The 20,645-nt window shown below is 40.8% G+C and carries 23 protein-coding genes; 2 read left to right on the top strand and 21 right to left on the bottom strand.

What is annotated here, in order from left to right; all coding sequences use genetic code 11:
* Window positions 1-205: 205 nt before the first annotated feature.
* The 18 genes from yabA to AOX59_RS13405 all read right to left on the bottom strand — a co-directional run bounded on the left by yabA (window position 206) and on the right by AOX59_RS13405 (window position 15,948).
* The gene (gene yabA, locus AOX59_RS13315) at window positions 206-553 is read right to left on the bottom strand and encodes a DNA replication initiation control protein YabA (RefSeq protein ID WP_082684207.1); all 348 of its coding nucleotides are present in this window, start codon (window positions 551-553) and stop codon (window positions 206-208) included.
* 14 nt (window positions 554-567) lie between these two features.
* Window positions 568-1,395 (bottom strand): PSP1 domain-containing protein, encoded by an 828-nt coding sequence (locus AOX59_RS13320; protein WP_068446245.1) that lies wholly within the window; start codon window positions 1,393-1,395, stop codon window positions 568-570.
* A gap of 4 nt (window positions 1,396-1,399) precedes the next feature.
* Entirely contained in the window at window positions 1,400-2,389 is a 990-nt protein-coding gene (gene holB, locus AOX59_RS13325) for a DNA polymerase III subunit delta' (protein WP_068446247.1), read from the bottom strand.
* Window positions 2,390-2,433: 44 nt separating this feature from the next.
* Window positions 2,434-2,763, bottom strand: coding sequence for a cyclic-di-AMP receptor (locus AOX59_RS13330; protein ID WP_068446249.1), 330 nt, complete (start codon window positions 2,761-2,763; stop codon window positions 2,434-2,436).
* A 15-nt stretch (window positions 2,764-2,778) separates the two neighbouring features.
* Complete coding sequence (tmk, locus tag AOX59_RS13335; RefSeq protein WP_068446251.1) at window positions 2,779-3,411, bottom strand: dTMP kinase; 633 nt, start codon at window positions 3,409-3,411, stop codon at window positions 2,779-2,781.
* 13 nt (window positions 3,412-3,424) lie between these two features.
* Complete coding sequence (locus tag AOX59_RS13340) at window positions 3,425-4,843, bottom strand: aminotransferase class I/II-fold pyridoxal phosphate-dependent enzyme (protein ID WP_068446253.1); 1,419 nt, start codon at window positions 4,841-4,843, stop codon at window positions 3,425-3,427.
* A 99-nt stretch (window positions 4,844-4,942) separates the two neighbouring features.
* Window positions 4,943-5,134: a sigma factor G inhibitor Gin gene (locus AOX59_RS13345; protein WP_068446255.1), complete on the bottom strand. Its 192-nt coding sequence runs from the start codon at window positions 5,132-5,134 to the stop codon at window positions 4,943-4,945.
* 383 nt (window positions 5,135-5,517) lie between these two features.
* Complete coding sequence (locus AOX59_RS13355; protein ID WP_068446259.1) at window positions 5,518-5,781, bottom strand: pro-sigmaK processing inhibitor BofA family protein; 264 nt, start codon at window positions 5,779-5,781, stop codon at window positions 5,518-5,520.
* A 76-nt stretch (window positions 5,782-5,857) separates the two neighbouring features.
* A complete protein-coding gene (locus AOX59_RS13360; RefSeq protein WP_068446261.1) occupies window positions 5,858-6,070 on the bottom strand; it encodes a YaaL family protein in 213 nt (70 codons plus the stop codon).
* Window positions 6,071-6,088: 18 nt separating this feature from the next.
* The gene (recR, locus tag AOX59_RS13365) at window positions 6,089-6,685 is read right to left on the bottom strand and encodes a recombination mediator RecR (RefSeq protein ID WP_068446263.1); all 597 of its coding nucleotides are present in this window, start codon (window positions 6,683-6,685) and stop codon (window positions 6,089-6,091) included.
* 97 nt (window positions 6,686-6,782) lie between these two features.
* Entirely contained in the window at window positions 6,783-7,100 is a 318-nt protein-coding gene (locus AOX59_RS13370) for a YbaB/EbfC family nucleoid-associated protein (protein WP_068446264.1), read from the bottom strand.
* 23 nt (window positions 7,101-7,123) lie between these two features.
* Window positions 7,124-8,821: a DNA polymerase III subunit gamma/tau gene (gene dnaX / locus AOX59_RS13375; RefSeq protein ID WP_068446266.1), complete on the bottom strand. Its 1,698-nt coding sequence runs from the start codon at window positions 8,819-8,821 to the stop codon at window positions 7,124-7,126.
* Between the two features lie 159 nt (window positions 8,822-8,980).
* Entirely contained in the window at window positions 8,981-10,099 is a 1,119-nt protein-coding gene (locus tag AOX59_RS13380; protein ID WP_068446268.1) for an ABC transporter permease, read from the bottom strand.
* On the bottom strand, window positions 10,096-11,361 hold the full coding sequence (locus AOX59_RS13385) for an ABC transporter permease (protein ID WP_068446270.1): 1,266 nt from the start codon (window positions 11,359-11,361) through the stop codon (window positions 10,096-10,098). The genes AOX59_RS13380 and AOX59_RS13385 overlap by 4 nt, the downstream gene beginning before the upstream one ends.
* A 13-nt stretch (window positions 11,362-11,374) precedes the next feature.
* Window positions 11,375-12,307, bottom strand: a complete 933-nt coding sequence (locus tag AOX59_RS13390; protein WP_068446272.1) for an ABC transporter ATP-binding protein — start codon at window positions 12,305-12,307, stop codon at window positions 11,375-11,377.
* A gap of 226 nt (window positions 12,308-12,533) precedes the next feature.
* Window positions 12,534-13,529, bottom strand: coding sequence for a DUF4179 domain-containing protein (locus AOX59_RS13395; protein WP_068446276.1), 996 nt, complete (start codon window positions 13,527-13,529; stop codon window positions 12,534-12,536).
* Window positions 13,530-13,855: 326 nt separating this feature from the next.
* Window positions 13,856-14,473 (bottom strand): TetR/AcrR family transcriptional regulator, encoded by a 618-nt coding sequence (locus tag AOX59_RS13400; RefSeq protein ID WP_068446278.1) that lies wholly within the window; start codon window positions 14,471-14,473, stop codon window positions 13,856-13,858.
* A 65-nt stretch (window positions 14,474-14,538) separates the two neighbouring features.
* Window positions 14,539-15,948 carry an MFS transporter gene (locus AOX59_RS13405; RefSeq protein WP_068446280.1) on the bottom strand — a complete coding sequence of 470 codons (1,410 nt, stop codon included), beginning with the start codon at window positions 15,946-15,948 and terminating at the stop codon, window positions 14,539-14,541.
* Between the two features lie 385 nt (window positions 15,949-16,333).
* Here AOX59_RS13405 and AOX59_RS13410 point away from each other — a divergent pair, with 385 nt between their 5' ends.
* Window positions 16,334-17,290: an arsenic resistance protein gene (locus AOX59_RS13410; RefSeq protein WP_068446282.1), complete on the top strand. Its 957-nt coding sequence runs from the start codon at window positions 16,334-16,336 to the stop codon at window positions 17,288-17,290.
* A gap of 645 nt (window positions 17,291-17,935) precedes the next feature.
* Window positions 17,936-18,139, top strand: coding sequence for a hypothetical protein (locus AOX59_RS19740; RefSeq protein ID WP_156418702.1), 204 nt, complete (start codon window positions 17,936-17,938; stop codon window positions 18,137-18,139).
* A 94-nt stretch (window positions 18,140-18,233) separates the two neighbouring features.
* On the opposite strand, the gene AOX59_RS20320 is transcribed toward AOX59_RS19740, so the two are convergent.
* From AOX59_RS20320 to AOX59_RS13435, 3 genes are all read right to left on the bottom strand, one after another.
* Window positions 18,234-18,800, bottom strand: coding sequence for a DUF3953 domain-containing protein (locus AOX59_RS20320; RefSeq protein WP_237049266.1), 567 nt, complete (start codon window positions 18,798-18,800; stop codon window positions 18,234-18,236).
* Between the two features lie 298 nt (window positions 18,801-19,098).
* The gene (locus tag AOX59_RS13430) at window positions 19,099-19,860 is read right to left on the bottom strand and encodes a glucose 1-dehydrogenase (protein WP_068446288.1); all 762 of its coding nucleotides are present in this window, start codon (window positions 19,858-19,860) and stop codon (window positions 19,099-19,101) included.
* Window positions 19,861-20,094: 234 nt separating this feature from the next.
* On the bottom strand, window positions 20,095-20,622 hold the full coding sequence (locus tag AOX59_RS13435) for an SDR family NAD(P)-dependent oxidoreductase (RefSeq protein WP_237049267.1): 528 nt from the start codon (window positions 20,620-20,622) through the stop codon (window positions 20,095-20,097).
* Between the last annotated feature and the right edge of the window lie 23 nt (window positions 20,623-20,645).

Below are 20,645 nucleotides of genomic sequence, written 5' to 3' on the forward strand. Positions count from 1 at the left end.
CTAACGGTTAGAGACAGCTCTGTTATAGAAGCAGTTCAAAAAGTCCGGTAACAATGACATGTCGAGTAGAGGAAGTTCTGTGCCTGCGATTACTCGGCACAAAAAAGATTGCTAAAACCGTTCACATCAATCGCCGGGGCCAGAACTCACCACACACGCGAGAAGCTCGTTGGCTTGTTATCTTTCTTTTTGAACACACTATAATTCATTCTTTGGTTTTGTTAAGAAATTCCAGACAAAACAAACAATCTTCTTCCTGTCTTGGCGTGCCAAAATGGATATTGCAAATATGAAATCCTTCTTCATACAGCCTAGCCAGATTATCATAGCCTTCGCCGGGTATATTACTGGTGGCATTTACTTCTCGATTTTCTTTAAAATCTTCATCCGCTTGCTCCAAACGGCTGCGCAAATGATGATTTTCCATTTCCATACGGTGTTTTTCTTCTAAAAGATTGCTTAATTTTCCTTTCAAATCGCCTAGTTGTTCATATAATTCACCAATTTGTGTTTCCATATCAGATACCTGATCGAAAATCTGTCGTTTTGACACGCTTGTTCACCCCACTATTCTGTGGCTTGTGCAGTGATGATTCCCTCATCTATCATTTCATCTAATGTATATTCGATAACATGTTCATTTTCCGGGAGTTGAATATGAATAACCCGTTCCAGAATATTCAAGCCAGATACTTTTCCTTCACCATATGGGGTTTTAACATGCTCGCCAATATCCGGCAATTCACGTTTAGCTGTTTCATACTCATCATTTTCATATTTCAGGCAGCACATGAGACGGCCGCACAGTCCGGAAATTTTCGCAGGATTCAATGACAAGTTCTGATCTTTTGCCATTTTTATGGAAACCGGCTCAAAATCACCCAAAAACGTTGAACAGCAAAGCATTCTGCCACACGGTCCGATGCCGCCTAATATTTTTGCCTCATCGCGCACACCAATCTGTCTAAGCTCAATCCGGGTTTTAAGTGTTGCTGCTAGATCTTTAACCAGGTTACGAAAGTCTACCCGACCTTCTGCCGTAAAGTAAAAGATGATTTTATTACGGTCAAATGTATATTCAACATCCACCAGGTCCATATCCAATTGGTGTTCCTGTATTTTCTGTTTGCCTGCTTCCAGGGCCTTATCAGCAAGTTCGTGATTCTCAACAACAGTCGCTTTATCCTGTTCGTCTGCCACACGAATAATCTTTTTAAGCGGAAGCACAACATCTTCCTCATCAACCTGTCTCTCGGTGATGACGGCCTTGCCGAACTCAATGCCGCGAACTGTCTCCACAACAACATAATCATCGATATCGATATTATTGTTACCCGGATCAAAATAATATATTTTACCCGCTTTCTTAAAACGGACGCCTACCACTTCTACCATTTAATCACCCCTGTATTTGAATGGTGAGCTCCTCCATCACAAGTGTCGGGTTAACATTTTGCTTGAGTTTCCGTTTGGCATCAAGCAGCTTATTTAATATGTCCAGTAATTTTCCCTGTGAGAAGAACATCACCAGATTTTCAATCCTTATATCGTCAATCGCAAAAACGGCCAAATCATCCTCTTTGCCTATATGATAATAAAGTATATCTTTAAAACCGAGCAGCAGTAAATCCAAACCTCTTTCCTGCTGTTTTCGCTCCTTAAAATGCGGTAACCATTTCTGGTGAATAAACAAAAAAACGTCATCTTGATGAGAGGAAAACGTTTCTATCAATTGTACCATTAATTTTCGTGCTTGCGCAAACCACTCATCAGTACTCCAGGCGATTGCTTCATCCAAATTATTAGTTAAAGCGCTCATTAAAACAGCATTTGACCGGGAAACATCATGTTCAATTAACTGCTCTTGAAAAGCTTGCGGATTAAGAGGTTTAAAATCAATCGTCTGGCAACGTGAGCGAATCGTCGGGATGATTGATGAACTGTTTTCAGTCATTAGAATAGCGGTTGCTTTTTTGGAGGGCTCTTCCAGAAATTTCAAAAGACGATTTGAGGCGTTGATCGTCATCGTCTCCGCGCTTTTAATGACATACACCTTTTGCTCGGACTCCACTCCTGAGTAACTGAACTCTTTTTGCAGGTGTTCAATCTGCTCTTTTCGGATGGACTGCCCATCAGGTTCAATCCAATGGATATCAGGATGGTTGCCCGATTCAATCCGCTTGCATTCATGGCATTCCTGGCAAGGTTCCACACCAGTTCGGCTGCTGCAAAAAAGAGCCTTTGACAGTAATAAGGCAACAGCCTCTTTTCCAGTTCCGCGCTCACCCTGCAGCAAGTATGCGTGGGAAAGCCTGTCTTTTTGAATGCTGTTTGTAATGATTCTGCTCGCCAATGGCTGGACTTCAGCTGTTTCAGACCATGTTTTCATTGTTTTCCCTCTTTTTAACTACGTATATAAATTAACTAATTGTTTTAAAACTGGATGAATTGTTCGATTGGCAAGATGAATACAGTAGCACCGCCGACTTCAACTTTGACTGGTTTTGGAATATACGAATCAGCGTTGCCGCCCATTGGTGAAATCGGCGCTACCATCTGTTCACGCTTGGAACAATTATCCCGAATGACGTTCAGCCCCTGGTCGACATATTGATCCTCACAGCCAATCATCAATGTCGTGTTTCCTTCTTTTAAGAATCCGCCTGTCGTTGCAAGCTTTGTGATTTTAAAATTCTCTTCACCCAGTGCGTCAATAACACGATTAGTGTCTTTGTCCTGAACAACTGCAATGAGTAATTTCACGATTTTTACCCTCCTTTAACCGTTTTTTAAAAAGTGAGCGATAGCATTCACTGCTTCTGATTCAACTTGTTCGAATGATTGATCGGCATTAATCACCTGTATGCGATCCGGAAATTTCGAGACAAGCATCTGATAGGCTTCATAAACATCTTCATGAAACTGGATCGTCTCCAGATCAAGACGGTTTCTTTCTCTATCTTTATTCGCTGCGATCCTCTCCAGCCCTTTCTTTGGTTCAATATCAAAAAATAGTGTCTTATCCGGCATCAGATCCTGGATCGCAAATTTATTAATGGTGAATACTTCTTCAATGCCAAGCTTTCTGGCAAACCCCTGATAAGCAAGGCTGCTGTCGACAAACCGGTCACATAATATAATCTTCCCTTCCTTCAAAGCAGGCAACACTTTTTCAGTCAAATGCTGTCTGCGTGCCGCTGCATACAGAAGAGCTTCGGTTCTCGCATCCATTGCTGTGTGCTCCGGATTTAAAATGATCTCACGTATTTTCTCGGCTATTTCGATTCCGCCGGGCTCCCTTGTTGACAGAACATCAAGCCCCAAATCTGCAAGTTTTTGTTCGGCTGATTTCAGAATGGAAGACTTCCCGGAACCCTCGCCACCCTCAAATGTGATAAAATATCCTCTCACTGCGGTTGCTCCTTTAACGTAAAACACTTATGCCATTTTCTATATTGCGATGCTGGATTGTTACACCCTGCTGCATAAACTGTTCAATGATTTTAATGTGGCTGCTGGTAATCCGCTCACCTTTCAGCACAAATGGTATCCCAGGCGGATAGGGTATGATGGCCTCTGCGGCTATATAACCTTCCGCTTTTCTTAGTGGAACCTGGATTGGTTGATGCTGTTTCAATGAAAAATAATCTAAGTCAAGTTCTGTTATACGTTCTTTGAAAATATTGTTTGTATTTATTATATCATGATTCGGGATATTTTTTAATTGTGCGGCAACACGACTGACCGCTTTTTTCAGCCTATTCATTTCCTTGAATGGACCAAGACCGTGAATCAGAAGGAGCTGATTGTGTGTTGCAAGCTCCGGGTAAACGCCCTCCTGTTCGAACAATTCAGCTATTGCTTCACCTGGGATGCCCGGTTTTGAATGGAGTGTTATTTTAAGCGGGTCATCTCCTGGGGAAACATTCCAGAATTCACTTGAATCCAGTATGTCACGAACTTCATCGGCACTTTCCAATATTACTCTCAAATCATCCAAGGTTAATTTTGCAAGAAACGAACGGGCTAAATCTAACGACGCCATAATTGGATATGATGGACTGCTTGACTGAATTATTTGCAGATAATGCTCGACACGCCTGCTGGAAATCCGTTCTGATTGAGTATGCAAAAAAGCCCCCATCGTCATGGCCGGAGCCATTTTATGAGCAGACTGCACGACCGCATCCGCCCCAAGCACCAGTGCAGAGTCCGGGAATGCCTTGTCTAAGGAAAAATGGATGCCATGAGCCTCATCCACGAGCACTGGTATATCATATTCATGAATTAATTCAATGATTTCTCTTAATGCAAACGTTTTTCCGAAATAATCCGGATAACTCAGCACAACAGCTTTCGCCTCCGGATGCTCGTACAATGCCAGTTTCATTGATTCCGTGCCGGGTGCTATGTAACGATCTGAAGCTGTATTGAATTCCGGTGCAACAAACACAGGTTTCGCGCCTGCCAATTCCAGACCATTGAAAATTGACTTATGGCTATTTCGCTGGACAATCATTTTATCCCCCGGTGAACAAACCGATAAAATCATTGCTAAATTGCCAGCCGTACTGCCTCCAACCAAAAAATGACTGGCATCTGCTCTGAAGAATTCGGCAGCCAATTTCTGTGCCTCATCAATTACACCGCGGGGAGCGTGCAAATCATCCAGACCGGATAGTTCCGTTAAATCCAGCGGCAATAGCGATTCAAACTGTCCCTTTGACTGATAGGGGAAAATGCTTCCATTTTTATGACCCGGAACATGAAATGACATCGGACGGCTGGCTGTAAATTGGTCCAATGCATCATATAAAGGTGTGTTTTCCTGATTTCGGCCCATTATCCTTACTCCCCCTTTTTTTCGATTGATCTGATTTACTTGAATATTAATGTATTAAAAAAGTCCGCTGCAACTATTCGCACAGCGGACTCTAATTAATTAGGAATATAGTGTTGGCTGATTCATATTTTTTAATTTTTGCAGATAATAACGATATTTTTCTTCCCGCGGCTCAGTGTGAATCATGTTTTGTTCACATTCACAGCAAATAAATAGTTTGTATAAATGAATGCCGCGTTCCTTTTCTTCCTCACAAATACCGCACCGTTCCATTAATATTTTTTGTTCCATGTCCCCACCTCCGTTAGCTTAGTATCTCCTAATCTAACGAATTTTATACAAGCAAAACTTGTAATCATTGAAACTTTTTTTGCAGCTGGCATCTGCAGCAAATTAGAGAGTAAAACAACTATTTCGATTACGGCTCTTTTCGTGATTTTGGTTGTCTTCATCCCCCGCAGGAGTCGACTGCCCTCCGCTTCAATCAACCGCCATGTTAGCGGAGTGTATTTGCGGAGAGGTATCACACTTAAACCATCAGTTCACTCGTGGCAGCGTATGGGTTTTGTATCAAAAACCACAACCTTTTAGAAATCAATCTCAATAAAAGTATATGCCGCAATAGCTTATCTCTTTACACTTTTACAAAAGATGGGGTCTGGAACTGCTTGTCACTACAGAACAAATAAGTGTATGGCAGCAAGTGAACCCAGTCCAAATAAACCTAAAAAACCGGATACAATGACTGTAAATAGATTGATTGGGATGTGCAATCCGAAAGATGCGCCAAAGACGTTAAAGAAAAATAAAAATAAAATGCCGATTCCTATTTTGACCGTACTATTGGCAAAGAACCGCATTGGTTTAACAGGAGCACCAACGAATAATAGAATGACAATTAACACGACCATAATTGAAATAACCAGTGTCGAACTCAAGGCAAACCACTCCTTTTCCTTGTCCCTTTCTATTTACATATGAAAAGGAACACGGAAAAAGAACAAAAATCTATTGCTAATACCGGATGGCACTGATTTTTCGAAGCTTTGCTTCCCGCAGTAAATATAAGTACTTGGCCCGTGCAAGGTTTTCTTTATAAAAGCCGTCTTCTGTCGGTTCTATGCTTTTGTCCACAATTGATTGGATTTGCTTCCATTCATATTCGATGGCGAACAGTGAATCCAATAATTGCTTATCCACTTCCCGCTTTCTCTTTTTTCTCCCCATAATGTCTCCTATCTATCTTTAAAGATCCCTTCTGCCTTCCAATGCTTTTGACAGCGTTACTTCATCTGCATATTCCAGATCGCCGCCAACCGGCAAGCCGTGTGCAATTCGGCTCGTTTTAACGCCCGATGGCTTTACGAGACGGGAAATATACATTGCTGTTGCTTCGCCTTCAATATTGGGATTTGTGGCCAGAATCAACTCCTCGACACCTTCATCTTTCAAACGGTTGATCAAATCAGGCACGTTGATATCTTCGGGTCCTATCCCATCCATCGGGGAGATTGCACCATGCAGCACATGGTATTTTCCATTGTATTCTTTCATCTTCTCCATTGCGATCACATCTTTTGGATCCTGTACAACACAGATAATCGAATTGTCCCTTGCTGTATCCCGGCAAATGGCACAAGGATCCTGATCTGTAATATGACCGCATGTTGAACAGTGTGTCAATTCGCGCTTTGCATTCACCAGTGATTTGGCAAAATCCATAACGTCGTCATCGTTCATATTTAAAACAAAAAATGCCAGCCGGACAGCGGTTTTAGGGCCGATCCCTGGCAATTTTGTGAAACTGTCAATCAGTTTGGAAATCGGTTCCGGATAATACATCGGTTCGTACGCCTCCCGCCGGAAAAACTAAAGGCCCTGCCTATTAGAGCGTGTGCCCAAGTTTTTCATACAAGGTCTTCCATTATATTTTTGGTGTTTAGAACATACCGCCAGGAAGGTTCATTCCTTTTGTGAATTCTCCCATTGTGTCATTTGTTTTGTCTTCAATTTGTTTGATGACGTCATTTGTTGCAGTCAGAATAAGGTCCTGCAGCATATCAACGTCATCAGGGTCCACAACTTCCTCTGAAATCTGCACATCAGTGATTTCCTTTTTACCATTTGCAACGACCGTCACCATGCCGCCTCCAGCTGATGCCTCAAACGTCATTTCATACAGTTCTTCCTGAGCTTGCGTCATTTTCTTTTGCATCTTCTGCATTTGCTTCATCATGTTATTCATATTGCCTTTCATATAAAACGCCTCCTAAAAGTTATCTATTCATCGTGTATTTCCAGCAGTTCATCTCCGACAAGTTTTCTCGCTTCTTCGACCAGCGGGTCTTCTTTCCGGTCTTCTTCCTTTGCTTCATCAGATTGATTCTGCTTACTTATATATTCTTGACGCAATTCCTGCCAACTGTTTGCCGGAATCGGAATAATGGTCCATTTGCGACCGCTCGCACTTGCGAGCACCGACTCCACAGTCTCTCGGTTATCCAAAAAGAGTGAACAATGGATTTCATATTTGAACTGGACAACTAATGCATCCTCTGATGCTGCGGCAGGCTTGCTGTCCTGTATTGTAGCATGTGCCGGGGCACTTGTCGATTTAAGTTTATTTAAAAATGAAGCCCATTGTGACTGCACTTCTTTAAGCATTGGCCGTTCGGCTGTATCAAGAACTCTCCGGATTTTGTCATATGGAATATTATAGCTGTTTTTAGCCGTTCTTGGTTTTGGCCGTTTCGGCTCCGGCGCCGGTTCCGGCTGCCTGGCTGCTGCAGGTGATTCTTTCAAAGTGGTCAATTCCTTCTCCAGCTGCTCCAACCTGCCGACAAGCCTTGTCACTGCTTGTGAATCAGCAGCATTCTCGTTTTCTCCCTGACGTGTATCTTTCTTAGTTATTGTAAGAATTGCAATTTCAATAAATACTTTCGGGCTTGTCGTCCATTTAATTTCCTGCTGACATTGGTTAAGGTGGGTAATCGCATCCTGAATCCAATCATCCGAAACCATTTCAGCAAGCTGTTTGAATGACTCATCAGCCATGGCCCGCTCCAAAATATCTTCAAGTGCCGGGGCGCTTTTGTACAACAGCAAATCGCGCAGGAAATAAATCAAATCATAGACAAATCGTGCCGGGTCTTTCCCGTTTTGTATCAAATCATCAAGCAGGGATAAAGCTTGTTGCACGTCCTGATCATGCATAGCCTGAACAACATCTGTCAAAATCCCTTGTGCCACACCGCCTGTAACAGCAAGGACGTCTTCCAGTTCAACGCTTTTCTCACTGTATGATATGGCCTGGTCAAGGATACTGAGCGCGTCCCGCATACCGCCTTCTGCTGCAAGTGCAACAGTTTCCAGTGCTTCATCCGATACTGCGATCTGTTCTGCTTCAATTACAGTGTGCATCCGTTCTACAATTGATTTGTTCGAAATCGGTTTAAAGTCGAAACGCTGACATCTTGAAGCAACAGTCAGCGGAATTTTGTGAGGTTCAGTCGTTGCCAGAATGAAGGCAACATGCTGCGGAGGCTCTTCCAGGGTTTTCAATAGCGCATTGAATGCACTTGTTGAAATCATGTGCACCTCATCGATAATGTACACTTTATAAGGAACTGTGCTTGCAGCATATTTTACCTTTTCCCGTATTTCACGGATATCTTCAACACTTGTATTCGACGCCGCATCCATTTCAATAATGTCGTTAATCGAACCATCCTGAATGCCGCGGCAGGATTCACATTCATTACACGGTTCTTTGACAGGGGCATGTTCACAATTAATCGTCTTGGCAAAAATTTTCGCGGCACTCGTTTTTCCGGTTCCACGCGGGCCGGAAAAAATATAAGCATGTGAAAATTTTTCCTGAACAATTGCGTTTTGCAGTGTTTTGGTAATGTGTGTCTGGCCGACAACATCCTGGAACGTCCTGGGCCGCCACACACGGTATAGTGCCTGGTAGGTCATAATGAAGGTTTCCCCTTTATGCGGCTATTCAAAAGGTCATTGCTTTTTGAACACGCATTAATAAATTCTAACTAAATTATACTCGATTTCGGGGGTGAATGTGAAGGGGATTGCAAATAATCACCGAGGCTGACCGCTTTGTGCAGTCAGCCTCTTCCTTCACACATGCCTTCGTTCCATTAAATGGATGCCAACCCCCATGAACGTAACACCCATCAAGATCAAAATGCTGATTGGAAATAGAAGTTCTTCCAGCGGATAACCATACACCGCGATGCCATTCAATACTTCCATCCCGTACGTCAGCGGATTAATTTTGGATAGGGCAAGCAGAAATTCCGATTCCACAATTTCAAGCGGCCAAAAGGCACCGCCAATCATCGCCATGCTGACCGAAATAATCGGCAGCGCCGCATTAAACTGCTGCGAATCTTTAACAATTCCGGTTATCAGGATGGACAATGCTACAATAGCAAATACATATGGAATCAAAAACAGCAACGATTCCGCAAATCTTCCATTAAAATCCACGCCAACGATATAACGGAAAACGAGAAAAATAATCAGTACCTGCAGATAGCCTTCAAAGAAACTGTAGATTAAATTGGCAACATACATTTCCCATTTCCGAACAGGAGACAGTATCATTCTATCCCACAGCCCATCCTTTTTATCAGTCAGAATCGGCAGCACATTATTACCGATGGTGTATATGACAAAAAATAGTGTAAAACCAAACAGCGTATGAAATGTACTGTCAAACTCAAAATCATCCGAGCTGTTGAAATAACTCGTTTCAATGGAAAACACCGGTGTGGCCATCGCTTCATCCAATTCTTCCCGTACAGCGTCACTTTCCATGGTGCCTGAAGTGCGTGCTGCTTTTAGAATTTGTTCCCGCTGGGCTTCTTTGCTATAAGCTCTCTGGATCATCTGTTCAACTGTACCGGCATTTGGTGAATCCACCCCGACAATCAATTGAAAGCCATCTTGCTTGAGGATGGCACCCAACTCTGCTCTCCCGCTTGATACTTCTTCTTCCACCCTGTCCTTACTATCCATCCAATTGAAGGCTACCCCTTCTGTTTCAGATAACGCCTCTCCAGCTGCAGAATCCTTTACTGATTCCTCTGCTGTATAAACAGGCACCTGAATACTCCCCTCTATATTTGATCCGCCTAAAATCAGCGCAAATCCGATCGACATAACCGTGAAAATGATAAATATAAAGGGGTTTCGGATAAATCGTTTCAATTTTGAAAGTAAAATGCCAATCATCCCGACACCCCCCGTTTTGGAAAACTGAGCACAGCCAAAATAATGGCTGCCAAGGCAAAAATAGCCAAGAATAAAAGGTGAATCCATATTTCCGGAATGCCATCACCTCTCAAAACGCCTATATACGCGGACATACCGGCTCCATTCGGCGTTAGATTGCCAATCGTCCGCAATAATTCAGAGGAATTGCCGATCGGGAAAAAGCTTCCGCCCAAAAACGCCATAAGGGTTACCAGTATCCCGGAAAAAAAGCTCGTAATGATTTCAGAATTAATACGATAGCTGATAGCAGTCAACAGCACCGTTATGCCGCCAATAGCCATCGCATACACGAACGAAACCGTTAAAAATGCCATGAGATTTGGCCAAGCTATGCCAAAAACAACCCAAGCAAACCCATAAACAATTAATAAGTGAAAAAAGCCAAAAATCATCCCTGACAGCAAAATGCCAGTGAAGTAAACCCAGCGTGACACATTTCCCAGTATAATACGGTCAAAGACATGTGTTTTCTTCTCATGAAATGCAATCGATCCAATGGTAGAAGCAAGGAACAAAACGTTCATTACGACCATTCCGATAGCGTAGTAACCCTTTGCCGTTACCGGATTTTTTTGATTGACTGTTGTTACCTTACCTGTTGCTGCATCTTCATTCAGCTCAAGCACACCGGGATCAATTCCATTTTTGCTTAAAAACGTGCCTAACGTAAACTGTTCCTGATACTGTTTTAGAATTCCATTAACAACAGACACGCCAATTTTCTGTGTTTCATTTTGCGAAACCTTCAATTCCGGCTGTTCCGGCTTATCAAGCACCATATATTCGAGCATGTTATATGTGAAGGTTTCGGGTACTTCAATCACAGCGGTGTAGCTGTCGTCATTTTTAAGCGTCTCAAGCTCGGATGGGTTCGCGTCATGAACGTCAACCATATCGCTGACATTGTCACTGCCGAAGACATCTTCTCTTAAGGTGCTGACCGGCTTCAATCCGCCGGTACCTTCCCGAATCCCTTCCACAGCCTCAGGGGGTAAATCCGATTCGATATCATTCATAAAACGATCAATTTGCTCCTGTTCATCGCCGTGCTCAACAAATGCAACCTTTACATCAATCGGACTGGACTGGCCATTCATGGTGCCGCCGAGTGCCGTTCCAAGGATGGCAATCAGTATGATAGGCAGCCCAACCAATAAAAGTAATTGGACAGGGTTCCTGAGAAGCATGAGGCCTTGTTTTTTCATGATTTGCCAGATCATAATTATTCACCACCTAATCCCGAAGTGCCCGCCCTGTCAGATGAAGAAACACATCTTCCAGGGTTGGTGTCTTGACATCAACTGAACGCAACTCCAGTTCAGCTTCTTCTGCCAGATTAATTAATGTCGGAAACATATTAATCTTTTTTGGTGCCGTTATGGTCACTTCTTTTTCACCTGCAACTACCTGATTAATCGTCGGTGACTCTTCCAACAGGGTAATGAATTGGTCATTCAGCCGATTGGTTTTGATGGAAATTGTCTTCTCCGCGGAAAGGATTTGCTTGATTTCTTCCTTTGTGCCGGATGCAATTAAATTTCCCTGGTCCATGATGTAAATCCGGTCACACAGAAATTCCACCTCTTCCATATAGTGGCTCGTGTAAAGAACGGTCATCTGTCTTTCTTCATTCAAACGCTTAACCGTTTCCAAAATGTAATTGCGTGATTGCGGGTCAATACCAACTGCGGGTTCATCCATAATTAAGAGTTCCGGGTCGTGCAGCATGGCCACACCAATATTCAGACGCCGCTTCATCCCGCCGGAAAATTTACTGACCACTTGTTTGCGCCGCTCACTCAAGCCGATCTGTTCCAGTACTTCATCAATTTTCCGTTTTAATGCCTGCCCTCTCAGACGATATATCCGCCCGAAAAACTGCATGTTTTCTTCTGCTGTTAAATCATCATACAGTGCAATTTCCTGCGGCACCATGCCGACAATTTCCCGTAGTGGTGCAGGGTTTTTTAGAATGCTTTTATTGTTAAATCTCACATCGCCGCCAGTCGGTTCTGAAAGCGATGCCATCATTGAAATAGCCGTTGATTTGCCAGCACCATTCGGCCCGAGCAAGCCGATTATTTCACCTTTCTCAATGAACATATTCAGATTTTTGACTGCTTCATTTTGTTTGAACTTTTTTGTTAAATCCACCAATTCAATCATCGTATCCGCCTCCTGTATTTTTAGTGTACACTGGACTGCTGTATGATGCACACTGCCTGGAGTCACTGAATTTATGCTTTTTTATGTGACGGAGGTCATTTTATGGCTGACAAAAGAAAAGGCTATTACCGTAAAAATTCCGGTAATAGCCTTGTTGTCTTAAATGATGACTGTTTTAGTGAATATACCTAAGATCTGTGCTAAAAAGGCTCTTAATTCCTCCGTCCTACTTGGTTAATGGAATTTCGATATCCTTACCAACCTCAAGAAGCACATTTTGGCGATCCATCACTGGAGCAAAAACCATTACATAGTTATCCTCGTCATGTACCTCTTCCTTGCTATAAATCGGCACAACCTTCTTTCCAGCTGACCTTAAAAAGACACCCGTTTTCTTCTTATTAGCTTTGTATCCATATTCCTCACCTGGTTCTCTAGGATTAAGGAATTGTTCTTCTAGTTTACTTCTCTTTTCATATTGTCTTCCACTTTCATCCGTATAGATTTGAATATTGGGCCCAGTAACGACGACTCTTGTTTCCAAGGCAGAAAACTCAACCTGCTTAATGTTGTATGTTTCATCTTTAAAAGTGAATTCTTTATTGACTTCGACTGTTTCTCTATCAAAGGTGGCAGATGGTTTAAGCTTGAATTCTAGCGGCCACGTTGTCTGCACATTGCCATCTCCATTATTTTTCCAGATAGTCAAATTTTCAAGCTCTAAACGAATGCTTTGTCCCTCATATTCTTTTATTGATTCAAAAGATAAGGCCTCATATACTTTGTTCTCTTTTTTACTGTAATACCGGCTCCCCCAGCCCACATTTTTTAATGATGTCTTTTCATCGCCGACAATCAAATTAACCTTGCTAACACCTTCCCAAAGGTCAATATAATAATTCTTTAAATTTACCTCTTCACTATGATAGGTCACCAGAAGCTTTGTTTCTTTATCATCGGTCAAAATCCTTTTAAAATGCACCTTTATGTCATGTTCTTTATCGTAGAAGGTTTGGTCAAGTACTTGGCCCTTTCCCGACTTAACGGTCATTCTTACGCCAGCATCATCAATGTGTTTGCTGGAAAAAATAGTGTCATTTACCTCTTGAGTACCTTCTGTAATGCCCTGTACCTTTTGAGTACCCTCTAATGATGTAAAAGCTAACACCGAACCAATAGCTAAAACTATAATTAACGAAATGAAAGAAATTACTTTTTTCATATGTACCCTCCCTCCTTATAAAGGATGTACAAAATTACAAATTTATTCCTTTTTTATAAACAATCTCTTATTTTTTATTTGTAAACTGTTTTTTCGCGTTATAATAAACATAGAGACAAGAAAAAAAGCTAAACTAACCCATATGCTCATTTTCTCACCCCAGTTATTTATCAATTCTTATTATTTATCATAACGGAACTCCAAAATCTGGCTCTAGAAAGCAGTAGCGGGCGCATTTCTTATTCCGGAATGGCGTCCGTAACGGAAGATTGAACCAGATAGTCTTGGCACTTAGATAATACGGACTAATCTATCGAGACTTTTGCTTATGATCTCGGCAACTCCAGCAAAAAATTAATTTGATTCATAATCTCCGATAATACGTGTTCCTGTGAAACCCGATCATCCAGCAAGTACATCATGATTTGGGCCGCCAAGACACTGTATATCAGAGTGACTAATCTATCGACTGGATAGGAATCAGATAAATGGCCAGTTTCTTTTTCCTGTTCTAGCACTTCCGCCATTAAGGACATGAACTGTTCATCAATATCGAGCATTTTGTCAGACACGTCTACAGAGCTTTCGGTCCCATTAGCCATAACTGAAAACAACCCTCTATAAAATGAACGCGGGAATTGATGAAACACTGTCATTGATAGTGAAATGATGTCATGAATTTTTTCTTGAAGACTCAGAGAATTATCCTGTCGAATCTCTGCAGCCTGTGATGATAAATTAGGCAAATTTTCACGGAATATTTCCTGCAGTAATTTTGATTTCGATTCGTAGTAATTATAAAGGGTGCCTACCCCGATATCACTGTCATATGCAATGTCCTTCATGGATGTTTTTTCATATCCTTTGGTAACAAATAGACGTTTGCCTGATTCCAAAATTGCTTCTTGTGTTTTTTCTTTCTTTCGCTCTCTAAGGCCACTCATTCTTGATTCCACTTCCTTTCTTCGTATAAAGTAATTCTGATATAGCATCAAAGTATCGTTTTCATTTACTTATAAACATTAGAAGTTTCTTTTCGTTTTGCGGTTATAAACAAAGCGATGATAGCTCCCAGAGTTGACACCACAACGCAACTAAGAAGCGCTTCATTAATCGCTTCCGCCTCGTTTATATTAGCCTTGAGCTGACTTTGCCAGATAGCCGAAACGACAGATATGCCCAATCCAACTCCAAGAAGAAATATCGAATAGGAAATACGCCAAGCTGCATCCGACTGCTCAGGTAAAATATCTCTGTCCCGGATCTTGACACTCAAATCTTCCTGGGCAACGAACCCCGCTCCAGCAATTGCTAACGGAGCAAGGAAAAACACCCATGCCGTTTCGGCAGAGACATGTGCCAACCAAAATATTCCAATAGCCACGCATAAGAAACCAGGAACCACCAACCATCGTGCATCCAAACGTTTAGTAAGGTGTTCAGTAACAGGTGCCGTGATCATTCCACCGACAATAACAGTCAACAATAGCAATCCGGTAATCAATGCAGAATAACCAATTTGAGTCTGCAAAAAATCGGAAATAGCAAAATAAATTCCCATACTTGCGAATTCACTGGCCCAACGTAGGAAGTTACCCAAAGCAAAAGATCTATTGTTGAATAGTCTTAGGTTAACCAATGGTTGCTGTGCACGCAATTCAAAAACCACAAAAAAGAATAACAGGACGATGGACCCTCCAAAAGAGGCTAAAATCACCGGTGAAAGCCACCCGAACTGTGAGCCTTCAACGATTGAGAAAAACAATAAAAAAAGTCCAATACCACTAAAAAACAAACCAGCTATATTTGGCATTTGTTGATCATAAACAGGGGTTGATTTGGTAATGACAACAGGCGTAATCAAAATAACAACTATCCCTACTAGGACGTTCAGCCAAAAGATGTATTCCCAGGACAGAACTGTTGTTATAGCCCCGCTTAGCGGCGTTCCCAACAGTGCCCCTAGAATAAAGGCAAAACCTTGTACTTTAAAAGCTAACTTTTGTTTTTCACCTGAAAAGGAGAACTTAATCAACGCAAAGACACTTGCTTCTATCATGGCAGCACCGATACCCAACACGACCCGAGCACCAATCAAAAACGCCATTGATGAAGCGAGAGCACACGCAATCGAAAAAATGGTAAAGACTGTTACGCCAGACAGGAAAATTTTTCGCTCCCCATAGATATTAGCCAGTGCAGCACTTGGATGTAAGAAGATAGCAAAAGTTAGGATAAAGGCCGCAATCACCCATGTAGCCTCATCAAGATAGCCTCCCAAGTCACCCATAATTGTTGGCAACGGAATGAACATGGAGGTAAAGTCCAAAACCACTACAAACGAACTCATTGTCAAAACAATTAACATCATCCATTGTTTTGTTTCAAAAACCGTCCCTTGTTGCTTTTCATCATTCATTATTGATCCCTTCTCTGCTTTTTTATAAAACGAAATAGCCATGGAATTTTATTCAATACTGAATTATATTCATTTATGAATATAATTCATATTTTAAATTTATCATTCTTTTCTGTCAATATTTAGCCACTAAGTAACTATGGAAAAGATATAAAAAATAAACCACTCTGTTCTTTAGAGTGGCTCCATCACTGTGTTTACTTTAAAATAATATCAATGTTGTTTATTCAAAAATATGGCACAATCGTATCGTGTAACAACTTTGTTGCCACTAAACAACAATTTCAATTGGAAATAAAGGCAATAATATAATGCACTGTACTATAATTATATGTACGAAAATTAATCGTACACACCCTAGCTTTTTAAGAAAAGAGATTTATTTATGGGAACATTAGACAAACTACAAACCTTTATCATACTATTTGCTGTTGGTCTAGGTCTTTTGTTAGGACAAGCAGATACAATTGAACAATATGCGGAGACTTTCGTTACCCCGTCTCTATTTTTGATGTTATATGGGTTGTTTATAAAAATACCATTGCAGCAATTAAAGAGGACTTTTTTAAATATTAAATTCCTTGGTTCCAGCATTATCATTAATTTTATATGGACACCTCTATTAGCTTGGGGGTTAGGAGCCGTTTTCTTATCTGATTATCCAGCTTTATGGATTGGGTTTATCATGCTTATGGTGACACCTTGTACAGATTGGTATCTCGCGTTTACTGGCATAGCAAAAGGAAATATACCTCTTTCAACATCGGTTTTACCGATTAATCTAATTCTACAAGTCGTACTTTTGCCGGTATATTTGCTACTATTTGCTGGAACCATTGAAACAATACCCATATCGACGCTTATAGAGAGTATATTGATTGTATTGGTTATTCCTTTTGCACTTGCTCATCTTACGCGTTTCTTATTAAGAAGAAGAACGTCTGTTTTAAATAACAAGATTATCCCCTTTTTCGCCAATGCTCAGATTTTCTTTTTATCATTGGCCATTATGGCAATGTTTGCTTCCCAAGGTTCTTACTTACTTGAAAACCTGGAAGTCATTTACATTTTAATTATACCAATTTTGATGTTTTTTGTTATTAACTATGTAGTAGGACGGTTGGTTGGAAGGTTCTTAAAATTTTCCTATGAAGATTCGGTTAGCTTAAGTATGACGATTATTGCTAGGAATTCACCAGTTTCTTTAGCTATAGCTGTGACAGCATTCCCTGATCAGCCTCTCATTGCTTTAGCTTTAGTTATTGGACCTTTGATTGAATTACCCGTACTTGCCATTGTCTCTCAAATACTACTTTTCACAAGAAAAAAGAGTAAAAAATGAGGATACCCCTTGATATTCATTCTTTAAAATTATTTTTATATGCGATATTGGCGTTCATTTTATTAGGGAAAAGCGCTCCGTTTGTGAAGTACTTTACACTCCGAAAACTAACGTACCAATGAAGTGGTACAGTATTGGAAATAGAAACAGAATTATGTTTAATACAATTCCAGTTAACGATAATCTATCTTTCTTAACCCTAAAAGAGACCAAACCCAAGACAACCCCGATGGGACAAAGAATGATTGGCATTATGATTGGTAAACCTTGATTTTTATCTATTGAAACCCAACCTGCGAAAAAATTTATAATCAATATCAGTAATACAAAAGGGATTAAAACGGATATTATTCCCAAAAAATAACCTTTTTGCATTACAAGCCACCCTCACACAAAAGAACCACTCCCTATTAGATAACCGCGCCTGTTTAATGAAGATAGGATTTTTCAAATATAAGTGATATATGATAAAAAATTAAAGCTGCAATCACACCCATTAAAGAAAAAAACTCAAAATCTAACATCACTTCTTTGGATAATATGGCTGGTATAAATACTATCAGAAACCCAAAAAACCCATAGAGGAATAAATTTAGAAAGTATCGCTTAAGCTTTGAAATCACGGATAGTCTTTGAACTATCCTATTGATTAGAAATGAACTTGGTATGCCAAAAATTAAATATGCAGGCAGTATATTAAATAAACCTATCATTACTATACCTAGAAGTGGTTCATTGGTGTCAGAGGCGGATACAAAAGGCAATATAAAACTAAGGATAATAGAAGATATTAAGGCAACACCTATTTTTTTACAAAATTTAATCAAGTTTTTGAGAATGTGTACGTGATATAGATTAAATTCCATAAATTACTTATAATCCCCTTTTTCACAGAGCAGGCCTTGGCACACGGGCACCAAGTCTTATTCCGGAATGGCGCCCGTTAATTTAGCAAGAATCCCTGTATAGAAACAAAAAAGACAAACAAAGAAACAATAATATTCATATAACCCCAAAATGCCTTTTTATCTTTTTGAAGTTCACTTACGCCAGTAAATAAAGAAGATACACCTAACACCAATAACATATAAGGCATAAATTCAAAACTTTTAGTTGTTAATATAAAGAGTGCAAACCCAGCACCAGCTATAGATAAAATAAGCTTTAATATCTTCAATTTATCCCCCTGCTTTGCTTGGTAACTAAAAGCATATTCTCCGACATATTCACTGTACATATCTTCAGTGAAATGAGGTTGGTACATTTCCTCTAAATACAAGTCCAGTTCAGTTGGCGTTTCTGAGTTTTTTGTTTCGGCATTGGCTCCAACAGCAGTGAGATTATCTGGGTCATCTAACAGTTTATTTAGTTTTTGGTCAGGTCCCGTAAAAGTATTTTCTAAAACAGTTTCTAAAGTACTTAAGTTATCATTGTTTGATGAGCAACCTACAATAAATAAAAAAGCTCCAAGTATCAAAAAAGGAATAATAAGTCGATAAAATGGTTTCATTCCGAACACCCCTAATAATAAAATACGGATTGGTACCTAAACTGGTTTCATTTTTAAATAAATATTCTGAATTAATATATTGGCAAGAAACGTGACTTCAATTTAAAAAAGTTATTTCATTAAATGACCCTACAGTCGCAATTTAAATGCTGCCTTTCATTCCATAAGCGCGCCCTATTGCTTAAAACTATTATTCAGTTTCAGTTTTGGTCAGGCTCACCGTCCAACAAAGGCAAAGATACTGATGAGAATACCGTTCGAAAAGGCGGCTCCCTCATCAGTTATAAAACTGTTCTCCTTAATAAGCACTCCATCCGGCATCGGCAGCCAATGTGACACCGTTGACATATGCGGAATCTTCGGTTGCAAAAAATAGGGCAATATTAGCAATGTCAGCCACTGTTCCAGCCCTGGGTATTAAGTTTGTTCCACGTGTGGCAGCCTCCATGCCAAATGAATCAATATTATCCATCGATGTAGCAAAACCAGTTTGCACTTGTGCTGGTGCAATAGCGTTACAACGAATATTCTGTGATCCATAATGTGATGCTACGTTTTTTGTCATTCCGACCACGGCATGTTTAACTGCTGTATATGCTAGTCCGCCACGGCCTCCAGTCAGACCAGTAATTGATGCCATATTAATAATTGTTCCTCCGCCATTATCCTGAAAGTGAGGAATTATTTTTCGCATAGTATACATAACACCATTCAAGTTGATGCTCATAACCCGATCCCATGTATCATCTTGAACATTGGCAGCCGCTTGCATATTATCACCGACTCCAGCATTGTTTATTAGAATATCCACCCGTCCAAACTTTTCAATCGCTTCATCTATCATATGCTCAACTTCAGCGTTCACAGCAACATTCACTTTCACACCGATAGCTTCATGGCCAGCATCTGTCAGTTCCGATACAGTATTATTCATTGCCTCCTCAGCGAAGTCTGCAATAACAACTTTTGCCCCCTCTTTTGCATATGCGGAGGCAATTTCTTTCCCAATGCCGCTGCCACTTCCAGTAATAAGCGCTACTTTATTTTCAAGTCGTCCCATCCATGCGCCTCTCCTTCTAATGATTATAAGCTATTATCACTATTGTACACTTGTAATCATGCAACCCAAAATAAGAACCTTTCGTACAAACCATTTGGCATTTAAAAAGGCGCCCTTCTTATTGGTTAGGACGCTAAATTGCTTGAAATAGTATTGCTAAATATTGATCCCCTCCAGTTAGTTCAGAAAAAACTGTTTTGCCTATTCTAATTGTCTGTCTAATCTAGCTGATTGTTATTGAGCAGTTTCTCCACCATCCACTGGTAAATTCACACCTGTAATATACGATGCCTTATCAGAACACAACCAAACTGCTGCATTGGCTTGGTCTTCTGGTGTTCCCATTCGTCCAATGGGAATGGACTGTTCATATGCTTTCGCCTGTTCTGAGGCCTCTTCTGACCAATGTTCAACACTCGCTGTCCGTGTCATTCCTGGGCAAATAGAGTTCACTCGAATGCCTTTCTTACCAGATTCAAGAGCAACCGTTTTCGTCAGCCCGTTCACGCCCCATTTTGATGATGTATACGCGGCAAGACCTGGTGTTCCAGCCAATCCACCGGTAGATGCTGTGTTCACAATGGCTCCTTTTCCCGACTTGGTCATTGCGCGAATTTCATGTTTCAGACAATAAAACATCCCATCAAGATTGACCCCCATAGCCCGATTCCAGTCTTCTGTTTTTGTTTCCGTAACAGGAGCAGTCGGCGCACCAATCCCGGCGTTGTTATGAGCCCAGTCAAGTCTTCCATACGTTTTCACTGCTGTATCAATGGGAGTGTAAA

It is taken from the genome of Lentibacillus amyloliquefaciens (assembly GCF_001307805.1).
In the GTDB taxonomy this organism is placed as follows: Bacteria; Bacillota; Bacilli; order Bacillales; family Amphibacillaceae; genus Lentibacillus; species Lentibacillus amyloliquefaciens.